Source organism: Thioclava sp. FR2 (genome assembly GCF_051200875.1).
Lineage (GTDB): Bacteria > Pseudomonadota > Alphaproteobacteria > Rhodobacterales > Rhodobacteraceae > Pseudotabrizicola.
The window spans coordinates 2,810,802-2,827,472 of the sequence record NZ_CP195191.1; the positions used below are offsets into that span (position 1 = coordinate 2,810,802).

Below are 16,671 nucleotides of genomic sequence, written 5' to 3' on the forward strand. Positions count from 1 at the left end.
ACGGTATCTTCCAGACAGGCTCAGCGGCCAGTTACTTGCTGTTACGCGGGTCGATCCAGCCGATGTTGCCGTCATCACGACGGTAAACGACGTTCACCCCACCATGTCCCTCATTGCGGAACACGAGCATGCGTTGCCCGCCCAATTCCAGCTGCATCACGGCTTCGCCGACGGTGATGGAAGGAATCTTGGTCTCCATCTCGGCGATGACGATGGGCTGGAGCGTATCAGACGCCTCATCCTCGTGGTCCTCGGTTGGCGCGAGGATATAAGAGGCTGCGCCGTCAAATTCAACAGGTGACGTTCGGGCAGAATGGTGATTGCGAATGCGGCGCTTATAGCGGCGCAGCTGCTTGTCCATCTTCTCGCGGCAAGATTCGAAGGCCGCATAAATTTCGGCCGCATGCCCCTTTGCAGAGGCCGTCAGGCCAGTCGAAAGGTGAATCGTCGTTTCGCAAACGAACTCGTGCGCAGATTTGGAAAATATCACGACAGCGTCGGTCGGACGCTGTGCGTACTTGTCCACGACCTCCCCAAGTTCGGCCTTCACATGAGTCTGAAGGGCTTCGCCGATGTCGATATGTTTTCCACTGATCTGATAGCGCATGATGTCTCCTCCGCGCGGCTTCTTGCCCGTCCCGCGCCCTTACGGCACGCGGACCAGGTTCTTCAATTTTAGGTGGGATCGCGATGACAATCCTGCAACGCTGCGGGGCCGACAAACGGCCGCATGGCAGGATTGGTACAGGGCGAGTTTCGCACGCATCCTAAGTATTTGGCGACACTGACCCCGTCCTTGTCAACAGAGTCTTCGTCACATTCGAAAGGGCATACGATTAGGTCAGGCGGAAATTCTGTCCCAAATAGACGCGTCGCACCATTTCATCGCGCACGATTTCGTCGGTGGTCCCGCTTTTGAGAACCGTTCCGTCGTGCAAGATGTAGGCTCGATCCACAATTTCTAGCGTTTCCCGCACGTTGTGGTCGGTAATCAGAACGCCGATTCCGCGCGATTTCAGGTCATGAACCAAATGGCGGATTTCCCCCACAGCGATGGGGTCAACGCCGGCAAAGGGCTCGTCCAGCAAAAGATACTTTGGATTTGCAGCAAGGCAGCGCGCGATTTCAACCCGTCGACGCTCTCCGCCGGAAAGGGCAAGGGCCGGGGCGCGACGAAGATGGGTGATCGAGAATTCGGAAAGCAACTCTTCCAGACGCTCGCGCCGTTTGTGGCGGTCATCCTCGACGATTTCCAGAACGGCCAGGATGTTGTCTTCAACGGACAGGCCGCGGAAGATCGAGACTTCTTGCGGCAGATAGCCGATCCCCAAACGGGCGCGGCGATACATCGGCAGGGCTGTTGCATCCTTGCCGTCGATGATGACCTGCCCGCCCTCGGGCGTGACAAGTCCGGCGATGGAATAAAAGCACGTTGTCTTGCCCGACCCGTTCGGGCCAAGCAAGGCAACCACCTCGCCGCGATTCAGTTGCATACTGACATCGCGGATCACCAGTTTCCGTTTGTAACTTTTTCGCAGGTTCCGGATCGACAGCCCGGCACTGCCCTGAGTCACAGAAAGGCTTGGGGTCGTGGTCACGGATTTTTGGCCTTGGGGGTGAAGATGGATTTCACGCGACCAGTCATCGTGCCGGTGCCATCTTTCAGATTCACGGTCAGCTTTTCACCCGAGATTGCCGAATTTCCTTGGGTCAGAAGGACATTGCCCGTCATAACAACGTTGCCAGAGTCGATGGTATAGACAGCGTCTTGCGCCTCTGCCGCGTCGGTCGGGCTGACCAGAGTCACGCCGCCCGAAGCATGCATCTTTTCGATCGCACTGCCTTCGTCGTTATATTCGACTCGGACTTGGGCCGCGGTCATACGCATTTCGCCCTGTTTCACCAGCACATTGCCGGAAAAGATTGCTGTTCCCGCACCCTGATCGACCGAAAGATTGTCGGCATCGACTTCTACGGGAAGCGAGGTGTCCTGTTTCAGGCCGCCAAAGCGGATATCGGCCTGTTGGGCAAGGGCCGGAGCCGAGAGACAGGCCGCAATCAAAGCGGCGTAAAACAATCTGGGCATCTTTTCCCTGTCTTTTTGCCAGAACAAACTTGTGGCGAACGGTATTATCACTTTGGAGGCTGGTATATCAGCTTCACCGAGCCGTTGAAAACCACAAGATATGCACCTTTTTTCTGTGCCGCTTCCGTCAACTGCATACTGTCTGCCGTCAGGTGGCCTGCTGGTCCATCGGCAATGACAGGTGTTTTGGTCGAAATGTCGGTCACATCCATCTTGGCCGTCATTGCCTCACTGGTGATTTTCCAGCCGTTTGACTGAACAACCGTGACGCCAGATGTCAGATAGATCGTGCGGTCGGCGCTATCGACCTGCGCCGCACCGGCTGTCAAATTCGAAACGACACCATCAGGTGTTTCAAGGCGACCGACCAGATCTCGCGCGGTGCCTGATTCAGGGTCGGCGTTGTCGGGCCGGGCTTCTGCTGCGGTCAGGGTCAGCGCTGCCCCATCACTGGTGATTCCGGCATAGGCCGGGTTTGTCATGCGGGGTTCGCGCAGCCGTTCCTCTACATTAACCTCGGCATAGGGCAGGGCGTCTTCGGGGTTGATCGTTCTGGCCACCAGAAAAAGCGTGGACAAGATCGCAAGCGCCACAAGGGGCAGCACGATCTTCAGCCAGGCGATCAGCCGGGAATGCGCGTCAAGGTCAGCCATGTGTCCTGGAGTTTCTGCTCTTTTAACCAAAGCTACAGGCAGGCTTGCCGTCCGCCAACTGTCTGCACCGCACTGTCGGCGACAGACCGCCGAGCAGCGTCAGTGGTGAAAGATATCGTTCGGTTCGTCCCAACCCAACAGATCCAACTCTGCCCGGGTTGGCAGAAAGTCGAACAGGCGCTGCGCCAACTCCATCCGACCCTCGCGGATCAGCCGCTTTTCCAGCTCGGCCTTGAGAGCGTGAAGGTGCAGAACGTCAGAGGCGGCATATTCCTTTTGCGCCTCGGTCAGGGTTGCCGCCCCCCAATCACTGGTTTGCTGTTGCTTGGAAATGTCGACGCCGACCAGCTCGGTCAGCAGATATTTCAAGCCATGGCGGTCGGTATAGGTGCGGATCAGGCGCGAGGCGATCTTTGTGCACCAGACCGGGGCAGTCGTGACCCCAAAGGCTTTCTTCATCGCAGCGATGTCAAACCGGCCAAAATGAAAGAGTTTCAGCGTCGCCGGGTCTGTCAGCAGGCGTTCCAGATTCGGGGCGCTTGTCTGGCCGAGGGCGATTTGCACCAGATGGGCGTCTCCGCTTCCGTCTGCCAATTGCACCACGCACAGCCGGTCACGGCGCGGATCAAGCCCCATCGTTTCAGTGTCGATGGCAACGACGGGTCCAAGGGTCAGGCCGTCGGGCAGATCGTTCTGGTGAAGGTGAATGGCCATGGCGCACCCCGAAAAGGCAAAGGGTGCGGACCTTGCGGACCGCACCCTTAGCGAATGGTGCCCAGAAGAGGACTCGAACCTCCACGCCTTGCGGCACTGGTACCTGAAACCAGCGCGTCTACCAATTCCGCCATCTGGGCCGATGTCGTGGGGCGCTGTTTATGCGGGCTATGCGGGGGTGTCAACGGGGCGCAAGCAGGGGAGTGAAGAAATTTGTCGCGGGGGACAAATGGACCTTTTGCCTTGCCGCGGAAGGGGCGGAAAGCTATGGAGAAGCTAACTTTTGCACGGCCTGAGGAAGGGTTCTTCGGATGAGCAAGCTTGTCACGATCTATGGCGGCTCCGGTTTTGTGGGGCGTTACGTTGCGCGGCGTTTGGCCAAAGAGGGCTGGCGGGTGCGTGTTGCGGTGCGCCGCCCCAATGATGCGATGTTCGTAAAGCCTTATGGCGTTCCGGGTCAGGTTGAACCTGTTCTGTGCAACATCCGCGATGATGCCAGTGTGCGGGCCGTGATGCAGGGGGCCGACGCCGTGGTCAACTGCGTCGGTATTCTGAACGCTGTGGGCAAGAATGGTTTTGACGCGGTTCAGGCCGAAGGGGCGGGCCGCGTTGCCCGTATCGCGGCTGAGTCGGGTGTTAAATCGCTGGTGCATATTTCGGCTATTGGTGCCGACAAGGACAGCGAAAGTGACTATGCGCGCAGCAAGGCTGCCGGCGAAGAGGCTGTTCTGGCCGCCTTCCCAAGCGCAGTCATCTTGCGTCCAAGCGTGATTTTCGGAAATGAGGACGAATTCTTCAACCGGTTCGCCAGCATGGCCCGTTTCGCGCCGATTCTGCCTGTTGTCGGTGCCGATACGAAATTCCAGCCCGTTTACGTTGACGATGTCGCTGCTGCGGCCGTGATGGGCGTTGATGGTAAGGCGGCTGCGGGCGTTTACGAACTTGGTGGTCCTGACGTTGCGACCTTCCGCGACCTGATGAAGGACATGCTGAACGTGATCCGCCGTCGTCGGTTGGTTCTGAACATTCCGGGTTTCATTGCCCGCATCATGGGTGGGGCCTTTGATCTGATGCAGGCTGCGACCGCTGGCCTGATCGAGAACAAGATGCTCACCCGTGATCAGGTCAAGAACCTGGCGCAGGACAATGTTGTTTCCGAAGGTGCCAAGGGCTTTGCCGATCTGGGCATTACGCCAACCGCGATCGACTCGGTTCTTCCGGAATACCTGTGGCGCTACCGCCCTTCGGGGCAGTATGCGGCCATCAAGGAATCAGCAAAGAACCTGAAGCGGGCCTAAGCCTTGGAAAATCTTGGACTGTCAGCCCTGCTGGGTTTGCTGGAGGGGCTGACGGAGTTCATTCCGGTCTCTTCAACCGGGCATCTGCTTTTGGCCGGACATTTCCTTGGCTTTGAAAGCCCCGGAAACACCTTTGAAGTGGTGATTCAGCTTGGTGCCGTTCTGGCGCTGTTTTCCATTTATGCGGCAAAGCTGACGGCACTGGCATTGAACGCGCGCAGCGATGTGATGGCGCGGCGGGCCTTGGTCGGGCTGCTGCTGGCCTTTCTTCCTGCGGTGGTCGTTGGCCTTTTGGCCCATGATTTCATCAAGAAAGTGCTGTTTGAAACCCCGATGCTGATCGCGATCAACCTGATCTGGGGCGGGGTTGTGCTGTTGATCATTGATCGGATTGCACCGAAAGCACGGTATTTTCAGGCGCTTGAGTTGCCTTTGGGCAAAGCTTTCTGGATTGGCGTTTGTCAGTGCCTTGCGATGATTCCGGGTGTGTCGCGGTCAGGTGCCACGATCGTTGGGGCACTGATGCTGGGCGTAGAAAAGCGTGCTGCGGCCGAGTTTTCGTTTCTGCTGTCGCTGCCGACCATGGGTGCCGCAGTATTCTATGATGTCCTGAAATCAAGAAATGATCTGGATTTCAGCGCCTTGGCCGATATTGGCGTGGGGTTCGTGGTGGCGTTTCTAACTGCGCTATTCGTGGTCAAGGCGGTGTTGGGGTATGTTGGGCGGCATGGTTATGCGGTGTTCGGATGGTGGCGAATCATCATCGGATTTGCTGCAGTTTTGGCGCTTTCCTTGGGGTTTTGACCATATAGGTATCACATACTGACCTATTTTCGCAGGAAAAGGTCACAAAAACTGACCTTGAGTGGAAAAAACCAACAAATAGGTAAACCATACTGACTTTTATTCCCCAAGGACCGGGGGTAAGAAGGCGCACCCATGATATTCTTAGGGAGACGCCGCCGTGGCCACGCAAAAGATGCTGAAATTCGTGAACGTCTCGAAAGAGATGCCCGAGAAGCGCCCGGCCAATTTGCGCGCGCAAGACTTCCATGAGATTTACCGCGAGTACGCGGCCGAGAAGGCAGCCGAACAGGCCAGCCGGTGCAGCCAATGTGGCGTGCCCTATTGCCAATCGCACTGCCCGTTGCACAACAACATCCCGGATTGGCTGCGTCTGACCGCAGAAGGCCGCCTGCAAGAGGCCTATGAGATCAGCCAGGCCACCAACACCTTCCCGGAAATCTGTGGCCGCATCTGCCCGCAGGACCGCCTGTGCGAAGGCAATTGCGTGATTGAACAGTCGGGCCACGGCACCGTGACCATTGGCTCGGTCGAAAAATACATCACCGACACCGCTTGGGAAAACGGCTGGGTCAAGCCGATCAAGCCCGCTGTGGAACGGACCGAAAGCGTTGCCGTCATCGGCGCGGGCCCCGGCGGCCTTGCAGCGGCGGATGTGCTGCGCCGCAAGGGTTATCAGGTCACGGTCTATGATCGCTATGACCGTGCGGGCGGGCTGCTGACCTATGGCATCCCCGGTTTCAAACTGGAAAAACCCGTTGTGATGCAACGGATTGAGCAGTTGGAATCGGCAGGCGTCAGCTTCGTCTTGAACTGCAATGTTGGTGTGGACCTGAGCTTTGACGCCATTCGCGGCCAGCATGATGCGGTGCTGATCGCCACGGGCGTCTACAAGATCCGCGAGATCGAGGCCCCCGGCGTGGGTGCCAAGGGCATCGTGAAGGCGCTGGATTACCTGACCGCCTCGAACCGCAAGAGCTTTGGCGATGAAGTGCCGGAATTCGACTCGGGCGAGTTGAATGCCGAAGGCAAGCGCGTGGTGGTCATTGGGGGTGGCGACACCGCTATGGACTGTGTGCGCACCGCCATTCGCCAGGGCGCGCAATCGGTGAAATGTCTGTATCGCCGCGATAAGGCCAATATGCCTGGATCGCAGCGCGAAGTGCAGAATGCCGAAGAAGAAGGCGTTGATTTCGTTTGGCTTTCGGCCCCCAAGGGCTTTACCGGCGGCGAGTCTGTTGAAGGCGTGATGGTGCAGAAGATGCGCCTTGGCGCCCCGGATGCGACGGGTCGCCAGTCGCCAGAAGTGATCGAGGGCGCAGACTATGTCGAGCCTGCCGATCTGGTGGTTCAGGCGCTGGGCTTTGAGCCCGAGGCGATCCCGACGCTGTGGGGCGTGCCGGAACTGGCTGTGACCCGTTGGGGCACGATCAAGGCCGATTTCCGCACCCATGCGACCAGCCTTCCGGGCGTCTACGCGGTTGGCGATATCGTGCGCGGTGCGTCCTTGGTTGTCTGGGCCATCCGCGACGGACGCGAAGCCGGTGAAGCGATTGCAGCCTATCTGAAGCAGGCCGAAGTCGTCGCTGCCGAGTAGTGTTTCCGTGGTCTAAGCGTGGTCTTTCCGTGTGACTTCCGTGGTCACAGCGGGAAGGCCGAAAAATCCCGAAATGTCAGCCAGACTGACCAGAACTAGGAAAGGAAGAGAAGATGCGCGTGCTGATCCTTGCGGCTTTCGCTGTGCTGCCTCTTCCTGCCTTTGCGGGGTCTTTCGTGCCGCCAGATGGGTGTGAAACCTATCTGACGGTTCAGTCGCGGCAGTGCCGGGTTTCCAATCATTATAAGTGCAGCGCCGATCCGGCGGGCGATCAGTGGCGGGCGGATTTCGATCAGCAGGGGCCGTTCTTTCTAAGCCGGATCGACAGTGAGGCGCAGTGGGTTGAAAGCTTTGATCTGGGCGAGGTGATCTCGCGTCAGGCCTTGGACCCGAATCCCGAAGATGCGGCCAGTTTTTCGGAACTGTTGTCGGCGCAGATTGATACCTTTGCCTTTTCGCAAAGCCATGATGATGGCAGCCAGACGCGCGTGACCGGGTTTGACCGTCTGACCGGACGGAGCGTTGCGATTGATGGCGTGACTCTGGCCGAGACCGAGTTCGAATTCACCGAGACGGATATGAACGGCACCTTGCTGCGGCAATCGCGGGGCCGGGAATATATCAGCCCGGAGTGGCGGATGTTCTTTGCGGGCCCGTCGGAATGGAATGGTGGCGACGGAGAGTTCCTGCCGATGGATGGCAGCCCCGTGCAGTTCATCTTTCCGGGTGAGCCGGGCTTTGCCGCGACCGAGCCGTTGTTCGATTGTGACCCGCTGATGACCGATGCGGGGCGGGACAGCACGATTGTTCCGGTGGTGCTGAAATGAGCGCGCCGGTGATCGAAAAGCGCGAAGGCGGCTGTTTGTGCGGGGCGGTGCGGTTTACTGCCGGGCTGACCAAGCGCGAATTCGGTGCCTGCCATTGCGAGATGTGCCGCCGCTGGACGGGATCGGCCCTGTTGGGAATGACGGTTCCGGAAGGGAACGTGGACTGGGTGGGCGAGGAGCATATCGCCAGCCGTCAGACCAGCCCTTGGGCCATGCGCGCCTGGTGCCGGGAGTGCGGGTCGAACCTTTACTACAAGGTGACCATCCAGAACGAATGGTCTGGCAATGTCGAACTGCCGATTGGCCTGTTTGACGATGCGAACGGCCTGACCTTGGCCAATGAGATTTACATCGACCACAAGCCCGACAGCTTTGCCTATGCGGGTGAGGGGCGGAAACTGATGACCCGGCAGGACTGCATCGAGAAGTTCAGCCTGCTTGGAACCGCGTGAAAGGAAAAGCCATGACGACCTATGATGATGCGTGGGTGAAAGCCGAAGAAGCCAAGCGCGCTTGGCTGGACGCGAATGGCCTTTACAAGACTGATGACGAGCACGCCTCGTGCGGGGTGGGTCTGGTTGTGTCGATTTCGGGCAAGCCAAGCCGCAAGGTTGTGGAAAACGGGATCAACGCATTGAAGGCCGTCTGGCACCGGGGCGCTGTGGATGCCGATGGCAAGACCGGCGACGGCGCGGGCATTCATGTGCAAATTCCGGTCAAGTTCTTCTATGACCAAGTGCGTCGCACGGGCCACGAGCCGGACACGAAAAAGCTGATCGCCGTCGGTCAGGTCTTCCTGCCGCGCACAGATTTCGGTGCTCAGGAACGCTGCCGGACGATCGTGGAAACCGAAGTGTTGCGGATGGGGCATTACATCTATGGCTGGCGCCATGTGCCGGTGGATGTCAGCGTCTTGGGTGACAAGGCCAATGCGACGCGGCCCGAGATCGAGCAGATCCTGATCCGTTGTGAAAAGGACATTGATCAGGAAGCGTTCGAGCGCGAGCTGTACATCATCCGTCGCCGGATCGAGAAAGCCGCTGTTTCGGCGCAGATTCAGGGTCTGTATCTGTGCAGCCTGTCCTGCCGGTCGATCATCTATAAGGGCATGATGCTGGCCGAGCAGGTGGCGACCTTCTATCCCGACCTGCTGGACGAGCGTTTTGAATCGTCGTTTGCGATCTATCACCAGCGCTATTCGACCAACACCTTCCCGCAGTGGTGGCTGGCCCAGCCGTTCCGCATGTTGGCCCATAACGGCGAGATCAACACGCTGAAGGGCAACGTGAACTGGATGCGGAGCCACGAGATCCGTATGGCCTCGAACAACTTTGGCGAGGCGGCCGAAGACATCAAGCCGATCATTCCGGCAGGGTCGTCAGATTCGGCGGCATTGGATGCCGTGTTTGAAGTTCTGGTGCGGTCGGGCCGGTCTGCGCCGATGGCAAAGACCATGCTGGTGCCAGAGGCTTGGTCCAAGAACACGGGCGAATTGCCGAAGGCGTGGCAGGATATGTATGCCTATTGCAACGCCGTGATGGAGCCGTGGGACGGCCCTGCCGCCCTTGCCATGACCGATGGTCGTTGGGTTTGCGGTGGTCTGGACCGGAACGGTCTGCGCCCGATGCGCTATGTTGTGACGGGCGATGGCCTGCTGATCGCGGGTTCGGAAGCAGGCATGGTGCCGGTGGATGAAACCACGGTGCGCGAAAAGGGCGCCCTTGGGCCGGGACAGATGATTGCCGTCGATATGAAAGAGGGCAAGCTGTACCACGACAGCCAGATGAAGGACAAACTGGCCGCTGCCCAGCCCTATAGCGAGTGGATCGAAAAGGTTGTCGATCTGAACAGCCTGCTGCGCGACGTGCCGGAACACGCGATCTTCGAAGGCGCGGATCTTCGCAAGCGTCAGATTGCGGCTGGCTTTACGGTGGAAGAACTGGAACAGGTTCTGGCCCCGATGGCCGAGGACGGCAAGGAAATGATCGCCTCGATGGGCGACGATACCCCGGCGGCGGTTCTGTCGTCGGTCTATCGCCCGCTGAGCCATTTCTTCCGCCAGAACTTTAGCCAGGTCACCAACCCGCCGATCGACTCTTTGCGCGAAAGCCGCGTGATGAGCCTGAAGACGCGGTTCGGAAACCTGAAGAACGTGCTGGACGAAAATTCCAGCCAGACCGAGATTCTGGTTCTGGAAAGCCCGTTCATCGCCAATGCCGAATTTGATGTGATGGTGAAGCAGTTCGGCGAGTCGGTCACAAAGATCGACTGCACCTTCCCGGTGGGCCAAAGCCTTGACGACCTGCGGGTCGGGTTGGAGCGCATTCGCGCCGAGGCCGAAGATGCTGTCCGCTCGGGCGCGGCGCATCTGGTGCTGACCGACGAGTTGCAGGGGCCGGAGAAAGTCGGCATGCCTATGATCCTTGCCACCAGCGCCGTACATTCGTGGCTGACCCGCAAGGGTCTGCGGACCTTCTGTTCGCTGAACGTGCGGTCGGCGGAATGCATCGACCCGCATTACTTTGCGGTGCTGATCGGCTGTGGCGCGACGACGGTGAACGCCTATCTGGCGCAGGATTCGATTGCGGACCGGATCAACCGTGGTCTGTTGGACGGCACGCTGACCGATGCGATGCGGCGCTATCGCGATGCCATTGACGCGGGTCTGTTGAAGATCATGTCGAAGATGGGAATCTCGGTCATCTCGTCCTATCGCGGTGGTCTGAACTTTGAGGCTGTGGGTCTGAGCCGCGCCATGGTGAACGAATACTTCCCCGGCATGCACAGCCGTATTTCGGGCATTGGTTTGCACGGGATCGAGCAGAAGCTGGAAGAAGTTCACGCTAAGGGCTGGCTGGGTGGCGCCGATGTGCTGCCGATTGGCGGGTTCTACAAAGCGCGCCGTTCGGGGGAAAAGCACGCTTGGGAAGCGCAGACGATGCATATGCTGCAATCGGCCTGTGACCGGGCGAGCTATGACATCTGGAAGCAATATTCGGCTGCGATGCGGGCGAACCCGCCGATCCATATCCGCGACCTGTTGGACATCAAGTCCTTGGGCAAGCCGGTACCGATTGAAGAGGTTGAGTCGATCACCAGCATTCGCAAGCGGTTTGTGACGCCGGGCATGTCGCTGGGGGCCTTGTCGCCCGAGGCACACAAGCTGCTGAACGTTGCGATGAACCGGATCGGCGCAAAGTCCGACTCGGGCGAGGGTGGCGAAGATCCGGCGCATTTCGTGCCGGAAGCCAATGGCGACAACCCATCGGCCAAGATCAAACAGGTGGCGTCGGGCCGTTTTGGCGTGACCGCCGAATATCTGAACCACTGCGAAGAGCTTGAGATCAAAGTTGCGCAGGGTGCGAAACCGGGTGAGGGCGGCCAGTTGCCCGGCATGAAGGTCACCGACCTGATTGCCCGTCTGCGCCATTCGACCAAGGGCGTGACACTGATTTCGCCGCCGCCGCACCATGACATCTATTCGATCGAAGACCTTGCGCAGTTGATCTATGACCTGAAGCAGATCAACCCGCGCTGCAAGGTGACGGTCAAGCTGGTGTCGTCTTCGGGCGTTGGCACGATTGCGGCCGGTGTGGCGAAAGCCAAGGCCGATATCATCCTGATCTCGGGCCACAATGGCGGCACGGGGGCATCGCCCGCGACCAGTATCAAATACGCTGGTCTGCCGTGGGAGATGGGTCTGACCGAGGCGCATCAGGTTCTGGCGATGAACAACCTGCGCGACCGCGTCACGCTGCGGACCGATGGTGGTTTGCGCACGGGCCGCGATATCGTGATGGCGGCGATGATGGGTGCCGAAGAATATGGCATCGGCACCGCTGCGCTGATCGCAATGGGCTGTATCATGGTGCGCCAGTGCCAATCGAACACCTGCCCGGTGGGCGTCTGCACCCAAGACCCCAAGCTGCGGGCCAAGTTCACCGGAACGGCGGACAAGGTGGTGAACCTGATCACCTTCTACGCGCAGGAAGTGCGCGAACTGCTGGCCAGCATCGGTGCCCGGTCGATGGATGAGATCATCGGTCGCGCCGATCTGCTGACGCAGGTCAGCCGTGGTGCCGCGCATCTGGATGATCTTGACCTGAACCCGCTCTTGATCACGGTCGATGGGTCACAGAAGATCACCTATGACCGGTCAAAGCCGCGCAACGCTGTGCCGGATACGCTGGATGCCGAGATCATCAAGGATGGTCACCGCTTCTTTGAGGACGGCGAGAAGATGCAGCTTTCCTATGCCGTGCGGAACACCCACCGCACCATCGGGACGCGCGCGGCTAGCCATATCGTCAAGAAGTTCGGGATGCGGAACAACCTGCAACCCGACCATCTGACGGTCAAGCTGGCGGGGTCTTGCGGTCAGTCCTTGGGCGCGTTTGCTGTCAAGGGTCTGAAGCTGGAAGTGCAGGGCGATGCCAACGACTATGTCGGCAAGGGTCTGTCGGGCGGCATGATCGTCGTGCGCCCGCCGCTGTCTTCGCCGCTGGATGCCAGCGAGAACACGATTATTGGCAACACGGTTCTGTACGGGGCGACCGATGGTTACCTGTTCGCCTATGGCCGTGCCGGTGAGCGTTTCGCGGTGCGGAACTCGGGTGCGAAGGTGGTGGTCGAAGGCTGCGGTTCCAACGGTTGTGAATACATGACCGGTGGTGTCGCGGTGATCCTTGGCCGGATCGGTGCAAACTTTGGTGCGGGCATGACGGGCGGTATGGCCTATCTGTACGACCCGAGCGGCGTGGCCGAGGACTTCATCAACCTTGAAAGTCTGGTCACCTGTGCGGTCAGCCACCCGCATTGGGAGGCGGAACTGAAGGGCTTGATCGAGATGTATGCCAAGGAGACGGGTAGCCGGAAGGCGCAGCAGATCCTGTCGAACTGGGAGGCAGAGCGCGTGAACTTCTTGCAGGTTTGCCCGAAAGAAATGCTGCCGCATCTGGCGCACCCCCTGTCAATTGAACCGGAAAAGGTTCCGGCAGAATGATCTGAAAGGCCCCCCGCGTGGGGGCCTTTTCATTTCCGATGCTGTGATCCGGGCAAAGCGGCAGGATCAGGCTGCAGCGGTGAAATGCGGCATAGGTTGGGCAAAATGACCCAATCCTATGGAATTCAGGTATCGGAAAGGCCGGGTTTTTCCCTGTTTTGGTGCCACCCCTGCCCCAATTCGTTGCGATTTTGGAAACATTCAGGATCGCCGAGGTGGGCATGGCAATCTATACAGATCAGTTTTTCGTCATCGACCCGGGTGCGCCTCCGCCAGCCGGGACAGCGCTTTCCGTTGTCAAATTGCAATTGAACGATATCGACAACAACAATTTCATCCAAAGCCCGTCGGGAGATACCGTTGGTGGATTGGATGTGACTGGAATCTGGGTGAACGACCGGATCACCGTGGTAATGAATGGCGTTACCACCACGATTACGGGCGTGACCTTTTATCGGGACGGCGGGCCAGCGGTGTTCACCCCCACCGATGGCACGATCCTCGAGAACGCAACCTTTGTCAGCTCTCGGTTCGTCAAACGCAGCACGCAGATCGACATTGGCGCGCTTGGTCCGCCTTGCTTCCTGCAGGGCACGCTGATCGACACGGATCGGGGGCCACGCAGGATTGAGGATCTGAAGGTGGGCGATCTGATCCAGACGCTGGACAACGGGTTGCAGCCACTGCGCTGGATTGGCCGGAGGACCGTTTCCGGGATGGGCGAATGGGCGCCGATCCGGTTCATGCCCGCGGTGCTGGGCAATGAGCGGGCGCTTCTCGTGTCGCCTCAGCACCGGATGCTGGTGCGGGGATGGATGGCGGAATTGTATTTTGGCCAAAGCGAAGTGCTGGTGGCGGCGAAACATCTGGTCAATGGCGATACGATTTGCCGGACACCAAAAGCGGCTGTGGCCTATCTTCATCTTATGTTTGATCGCCATGAGATCATTTTTGCCGACGGGGCGCCCGCGGAAAGCCTTTTGCCGGGGGATGAGATGCTGAAAGGTAACCCGCATATGCAGGCCGAGATCGTGCAGCTTTTCCCGGAACTGGAAAGCGACGAGGGCCGCAATCAATGGGCGGCAGCGCGCCGGTGTATTCGGGGGCGCGATGCCAAGGTGCTTAGGGTGGCTTGACCCTTTGCGCGGGCTCTGGCCTAAGAAGGCATGGTCAAACAGGCAAAAACCAGCAGCAAGAAGAAGGCACCAGCCGAACCCGCAGCCGAAAAGGGTGCGCTGAAACGGCGTGCCTTACGCTGGGTTGCGCGTGGCCTGTTGGGGATTGCCGCCTTTTTCACGGTTCTGATCTTGGTGTTTTCCTTCTTCAACCCGCCGATCAATGTCTACCAGTTGCAGGAATCGGTCCGGCTTGGCGCGATTGAACGCGAATGGGTGGATTGGGAAGAGATTGCGCCCGTCATGGGTCGATCTGTTGTGGCGGCGGAAGATGCGAATTTCTGCCTGCACTGGGGCTTTGACATGTCTGCGATCCGGCAAGCTGTGGCCGAAGGAGGCGGGCGCGGTGCGTCGACCTTGTCGCAACAGGTGGTGAAGAATGTCTTCCTGTGGCAGGGCCGGAACTGGATGCGCAAGGCGCTGGAGGCGTTTCTGACCCCCGCGGTCGAATTGTTCTGGAGCAAGCGCCGCATTCTGGAGGTTTACCTGAACGTCGCCGAATTCGACGAAGGTGTGTTCGGGGTTCAGGCAGCGGCGCGGCACTATTTCGATGTTGAAGCGAAGGATCTGTCGGCCTTGCAGGCGGCGCGGTTGGCAGCAGTGCTTCCTGACCCAAAAGGGCGTAGCGCCTCGAAACCCACAGACTTTGTTCGCGACAGAACCAGATCCATCATGTCAGGTGCGGAAACCATCGCGATTGATGGCCGCGCCGACTGTTTTCAGAACTAGTCCGTTTGATCCGGGCAAAGCGCATTGATCCCAGCAGTACAGGCGGGTATCAGAGAGGCGCACTGACAAAGAGCATTTCCGCATGATCCGCCTTTACCATTTTCCTCTGTCTCCCTTCTGCCGCAAGGTGCGCCTGACGCTTGCCGAAAAGAAGCTGGAGGTGGAACTGGTCGAAGAACGGTACTGGGAACCGTCACCTGATTTCCTGCGCCGCAACCCGGCTGGCAAGGTGCCGATCCTGAAGCTGGATCAACGCACGATGAGCGAAAGTCAGGCGATCTGTGAGTATCTGGAAGAAACCTTCCCGAACCCTTCGTTGATGCCGCGTGATCCGGATTTCCGGTATGAAGTGCGGCGCATTTGTTCGTGGTTTGATGACAAGTTCCATGAGGAAGTGACGTCAAAGCTTTTGTACGAACGGGTGAACAAGAAGGTCATGAAACTGGGCTACCCGGATTCCAAGAATGTGAAATCTGGCGCCGCCAGTATCAAGTTTCATCTGGATTACATGGCGTGGCTTCTGGACCAGCGTCGTTGGCTGGCAGGCGATCAGATGACCTTGGCCGATTTCACCGCGGCGGCGCATCTGTCCTGTCTGGACTATATCAGCGATGTGGACTGGAACCGTAGTGCCGTGGTCAAGGATTGGTACGCCAAGATCAAGTCGCGCCCCAGCTTCCGCACGCTTTTGGCCGATCAGGTGCCGGGATTTCCGCCGCCCGCGCATTACGCCGATCTGGATTTCTGATCAGCGCTTTGGCAGCAGGGCGAACACAGGTTTCGCAAGCAGGATCACGATCAGAATGCGCGCCACATGGTGGAGCGCAACGAAAGCCACATCGGCATTGATGGCCAGCGCGATCAGGCCCATTTCGGTCAGGCCGCCGGGGGCGAGGGCCAGAATGACCTGATCGGTCGAAACGCCTACGACGCTGTGGATCAGGGCGGCGAAGGCGAGGGCGATCAAAAGTGTGGCCAGCGTTGCCCAAAGGCTGAGCCAAGCGGCGCGGGCCAGAACGATGGGACGAACCCCGATAAAGCGGCAGCCGAGAAGGGTGCCAAGGATGATCTGGGCAGCAATGACGATCAGCGCGGGCGGCGCAGAAGCGGTGACGCCCGTCGCGTGCAGGATTGCAGAGGCGGCCAGCGGTCCCATGAAGGCGGGCGCGGGGAAGCGCAGGATTTTTCCGACCCAAGTGCCGATGATCGCGCAAAGGAGGAGCAGCGCCGCATCAAGCGCGGTCAGCGGGGCCGAGCCGAAATTTGGCATTGCGCCGACGTTACGGCCCTCGATCAGGCGGAACCAGATGGCGACAAGGGCCACAGTGATGACGATGCGCAGGGTATGGGCAAGGATGATGGCTTTGACATCGGCCCCTTTTTCTTCGCCCAGTTCGACCATTTCCGTCAGGCCTGCAGGCATTCCAGCCAGATAGGCGGTCTGCCAGTCTGTTTTCGCGGCAAAGCGGTAATAGGGAACCGTCACAGCCGAGACGCAAAGCATGTAGACCGACAAAAGTGCCAAGGACACAGTCCAAGCCCCGGCAAGGGCCACCAGTTCCGGCGTGAACCGTGCCCCCAACATGACGCCAATGACGGCAACGGTTGCCGGGCGGATGCGGTTTGGCGGCAGGACAGGCAGGCCCATGATGGCGGCTGTCATGCTGGCGGTCAGCGCGCCCAGCATCCAGGGCAGGGGCAGATGCATAAGGAAGAACAGGAAACCGCCTGCCGCACCAATGGCAAGTGCAAGGGTCATGCGCAATAGAGGCGAAAGGGACATTTC

15 protein-coding genes and 1 tRNA gene are annotated in these 16,671 nt (G+C 59.1%); 9 read left to right on the plus strand and 7 right to left on the minus strand.

Translation table 11 applies throughout. From position 1 onward, the window contains the following. Nucleotides 1-31: 31 nt before the first annotated feature. The 6 genes from hpf to ACSBLW_RS13650 form a co-directional block, all read right to left on the minus strand. The gene (gene hpf, locus ACSBLW_RS13625; protein WP_435257160.1) at nt 32-607 is read right to left on the minus strand and encodes a ribosome hibernation-promoting factor, HPF/YfiA family; all 576 of its coding nucleotides are present in this window, start codon (nt 605-607) and stop codon (nt 32-34) included. A 229-nt stretch (nt 608-836) separates the two neighbouring features. Next, a complete protein-coding gene (lptB, locus tag ACSBLW_RS13630) occupies nt 837-1,598 on the minus strand; it encodes an LPS export ABC transporter ATP-binding protein (RefSeq protein WP_435257161.1) in 762 nt (253 codons plus the stop codon). Then, nucleotides 1,595-2,086, minus strand: a complete 492-nt coding sequence (gene lptA, locus ACSBLW_RS13635; RefSeq protein WP_435257162.1) for a lipopolysaccharide transport periplasmic protein LptA — start codon at nt 2,084-2,086, stop codon at nt 1,595-1,597. Before lptA ends, lptB begins: the two co-directional genes overlap by 4 nt. Before the next feature lie 47 nt (nt 2,087-2,133). Next, entirely contained in the window at nt 2,134-2,739 is a 606-nt protein-coding gene (lptC, locus tag ACSBLW_RS13640; RefSeq protein ID WP_435257163.1) for an LPS export ABC transporter periplasmic protein LptC, read from the minus strand. Nucleotides 2,740-2,838: 99 nt separating this feature from the next. Then, complete coding sequence (locus tag ACSBLW_RS13645; protein ID WP_435257164.1) at nt 2,839-3,453, minus strand: ribonuclease D; 615 nt, start codon at nt 3,451-3,453, stop codon at nt 2,839-2,841. 55 nt (nt 3,454-3,508) lie between these two features. Further along, nucleotides 3,509-3,593 (minus strand) — tRNA-Leu (locus ACSBLW_RS13650). 171 nt (nt 3,594-3,764) lie between these two features. On the opposite strand from ACSBLW_RS13650, the gene ACSBLW_RS13655 reads away from it, so the two are divergent. From ACSBLW_RS13655 to fzlA, 9 genes are all read left to right on the plus strand, one after another. Next, nucleotides 3,765-4,751, plus strand: a complete 987-nt coding sequence (locus ACSBLW_RS13655) for a complex I NDUFA9 subunit family protein (protein ID WP_435257165.1) — start codon at nt 3,765-3,767, stop codon at nt 4,749-4,751. 3 nt (nt 4,752-4,754) lie between these two features. Next, entirely contained in the window at nt 4,755-5,555 is an 801-nt protein-coding gene (locus ACSBLW_RS13660; RefSeq protein ID WP_435257166.1) for an undecaprenyl-diphosphate phosphatase, read from the plus strand. A gap of 160 nt (nt 5,556-5,715) precedes the next feature. Continuing rightward, a complete protein-coding gene (locus ACSBLW_RS13665) occupies nt 5,716-7,152 on the plus strand; it encodes an NAD(P)-dependent oxidoreductase (protein ID WP_435257167.1) in 1,437 nt (478 codons plus the stop codon). A gap of 113 nt (nt 7,153-7,265) precedes the next feature. Beyond that, nucleotides 7,266-7,979 (plus strand): hypothetical protein, encoded by a 714-nt coding sequence (locus tag ACSBLW_RS13670; RefSeq protein ID WP_435257168.1) that lies wholly within the window; start codon nt 7,266-7,268, stop codon nt 7,977-7,979. Beyond that, a complete protein-coding gene (locus tag ACSBLW_RS13675) occupies nt 7,976-8,431 on the plus strand; it encodes a GFA family protein (RefSeq protein ID WP_435257169.1) in 456 nt (151 codons plus the stop codon). The genes ACSBLW_RS13670 and ACSBLW_RS13675 overlap by 4 nt, the downstream gene beginning before the upstream one ends. An 11-nt stretch (nt 8,432-8,442) precedes the next feature. After that, a complete protein-coding gene (gene gltB / locus ACSBLW_RS13680) occupies nt 8,443-12,981 on the plus strand; it encodes a glutamate synthase large subunit (RefSeq protein WP_435257170.1) in 4,539 nt (1,512 codons plus the stop codon). 221 nt (nt 12,982-13,202) lie between these two features. Beyond that, complete coding sequence (locus ACSBLW_RS13685) at nt 13,203-14,117, plus strand: Hint domain-containing protein (RefSeq protein ID WP_435257171.1); 915 nt, start codon at nt 13,203-13,205, stop codon at nt 14,115-14,117. Between the two features lie 30 nt (nt 14,118-14,147). Beyond that, nucleotides 14,148-14,885, plus strand: a complete 738-nt coding sequence (gene mtgA / locus ACSBLW_RS13690; RefSeq protein ID WP_435257172.1) for a monofunctional biosynthetic peptidoglycan transglycosylase — start codon at nt 14,148-14,150, stop codon at nt 14,883-14,885. An 82-nt stretch (nt 14,886-14,967) separates the two neighbouring features. Continuing rightward, on the plus strand, nt 14,968-15,633 hold the full coding sequence (fzlA, locus tag ACSBLW_RS13695; protein WP_435257173.1) for an FtsZ-binding protein FzlA: 666 nt from the start codon (nt 14,968-14,970) through the stop codon (nt 15,631-15,633). Here the strand turns inward: fzlA and ACSBLW_RS13700 are convergent, their stop codons facing one another. Then, nucleotides 15,634-16,644, minus strand: coding sequence for an AbrB family transcriptional regulator (locus tag ACSBLW_RS13700; protein ID WP_435257174.1), 1,011 nt, complete (start codon nt 16,642-16,644; stop codon nt 15,634-15,636). Nucleotides 16,645-16,671: the final 27 nt, after the last annotated feature.

Coding starts and splice junctions, on each gene's coding strand:
- hpf (WP_435257160.1), bottom strand. CDS start 607: ATGCGCTATCAGATCAGTGGAAAACATATCGACATCGGCGAAGCCCTT.
- lptA (WP_435257162.1), bottom strand. CDS start 2,086: ATGCCCAGATTGTTTTACGCCGCTTTGATTGCGGCCTGTCTCTCGGCT.
- lptC (WP_435257163.1), bottom strand. CDS start 2,739: ATGGCTGACCTTGACGCGCATTCCCGGCTGATCGCCTGGCTGAAGATC.
- ACSBLW_RS13645 (WP_435257164.1), bottom strand. CDS start 3,453: ATGGCCATTCACCTTCACCAGAACGATCTGCCCGACGGCCTGACCCTT.
- ACSBLW_RS13655 (WP_435257165.1), top strand. CDS start 3,765: ATGAGCAAGCTTGTCACGATCTATGGCGGCTCCGGTTTTGTGGGGCGT.
- ACSBLW_RS13670 (WP_435257168.1), top strand. CDS start 7,266: ATGCGCGTGCTGATCCTTGCGGCTTTCGCTGTGCTGCCTCTTCCTGCC.
- ACSBLW_RS13675 (WP_435257169.1), top strand. CDS start 7,976: ATGAGCGCGCCGGTGATCGAAAAGCGCGAAGGCGGCTGTTTGTGCGGG.
- gltB (WP_435257170.1), top strand. CDS start 8,443: ATGACGACCTATGATGATGCGTGGGTGAAAGCCGAAGAAGCCAAGCGC.
- ACSBLW_RS13685 (WP_435257171.1), top strand. CDS start 13,203: ATGGCAATCTATACAGATCAGTTTTTCGTCATCGACCCGGGTGCGCCT.
- mtgA (WP_435257172.1), top strand. CDS start 14,148: ATGGTCAAACAGGCAAAAACCAGCAGCAAGAAGAAGGCACCAGCCGAA.
- fzlA (WP_435257173.1), top strand. CDS start 14,968: ATGATCCGCCTTTACCATTTTCCTCTGTCTCCCTTCTGCCGCAAGGTG.
- ACSBLW_RS13700 (WP_435257174.1), bottom strand. CDS start 16,644: ATGACCCTTGCACTTGCCATTGGTGCGGCAGGCGGTTTCCTGTTCTTC.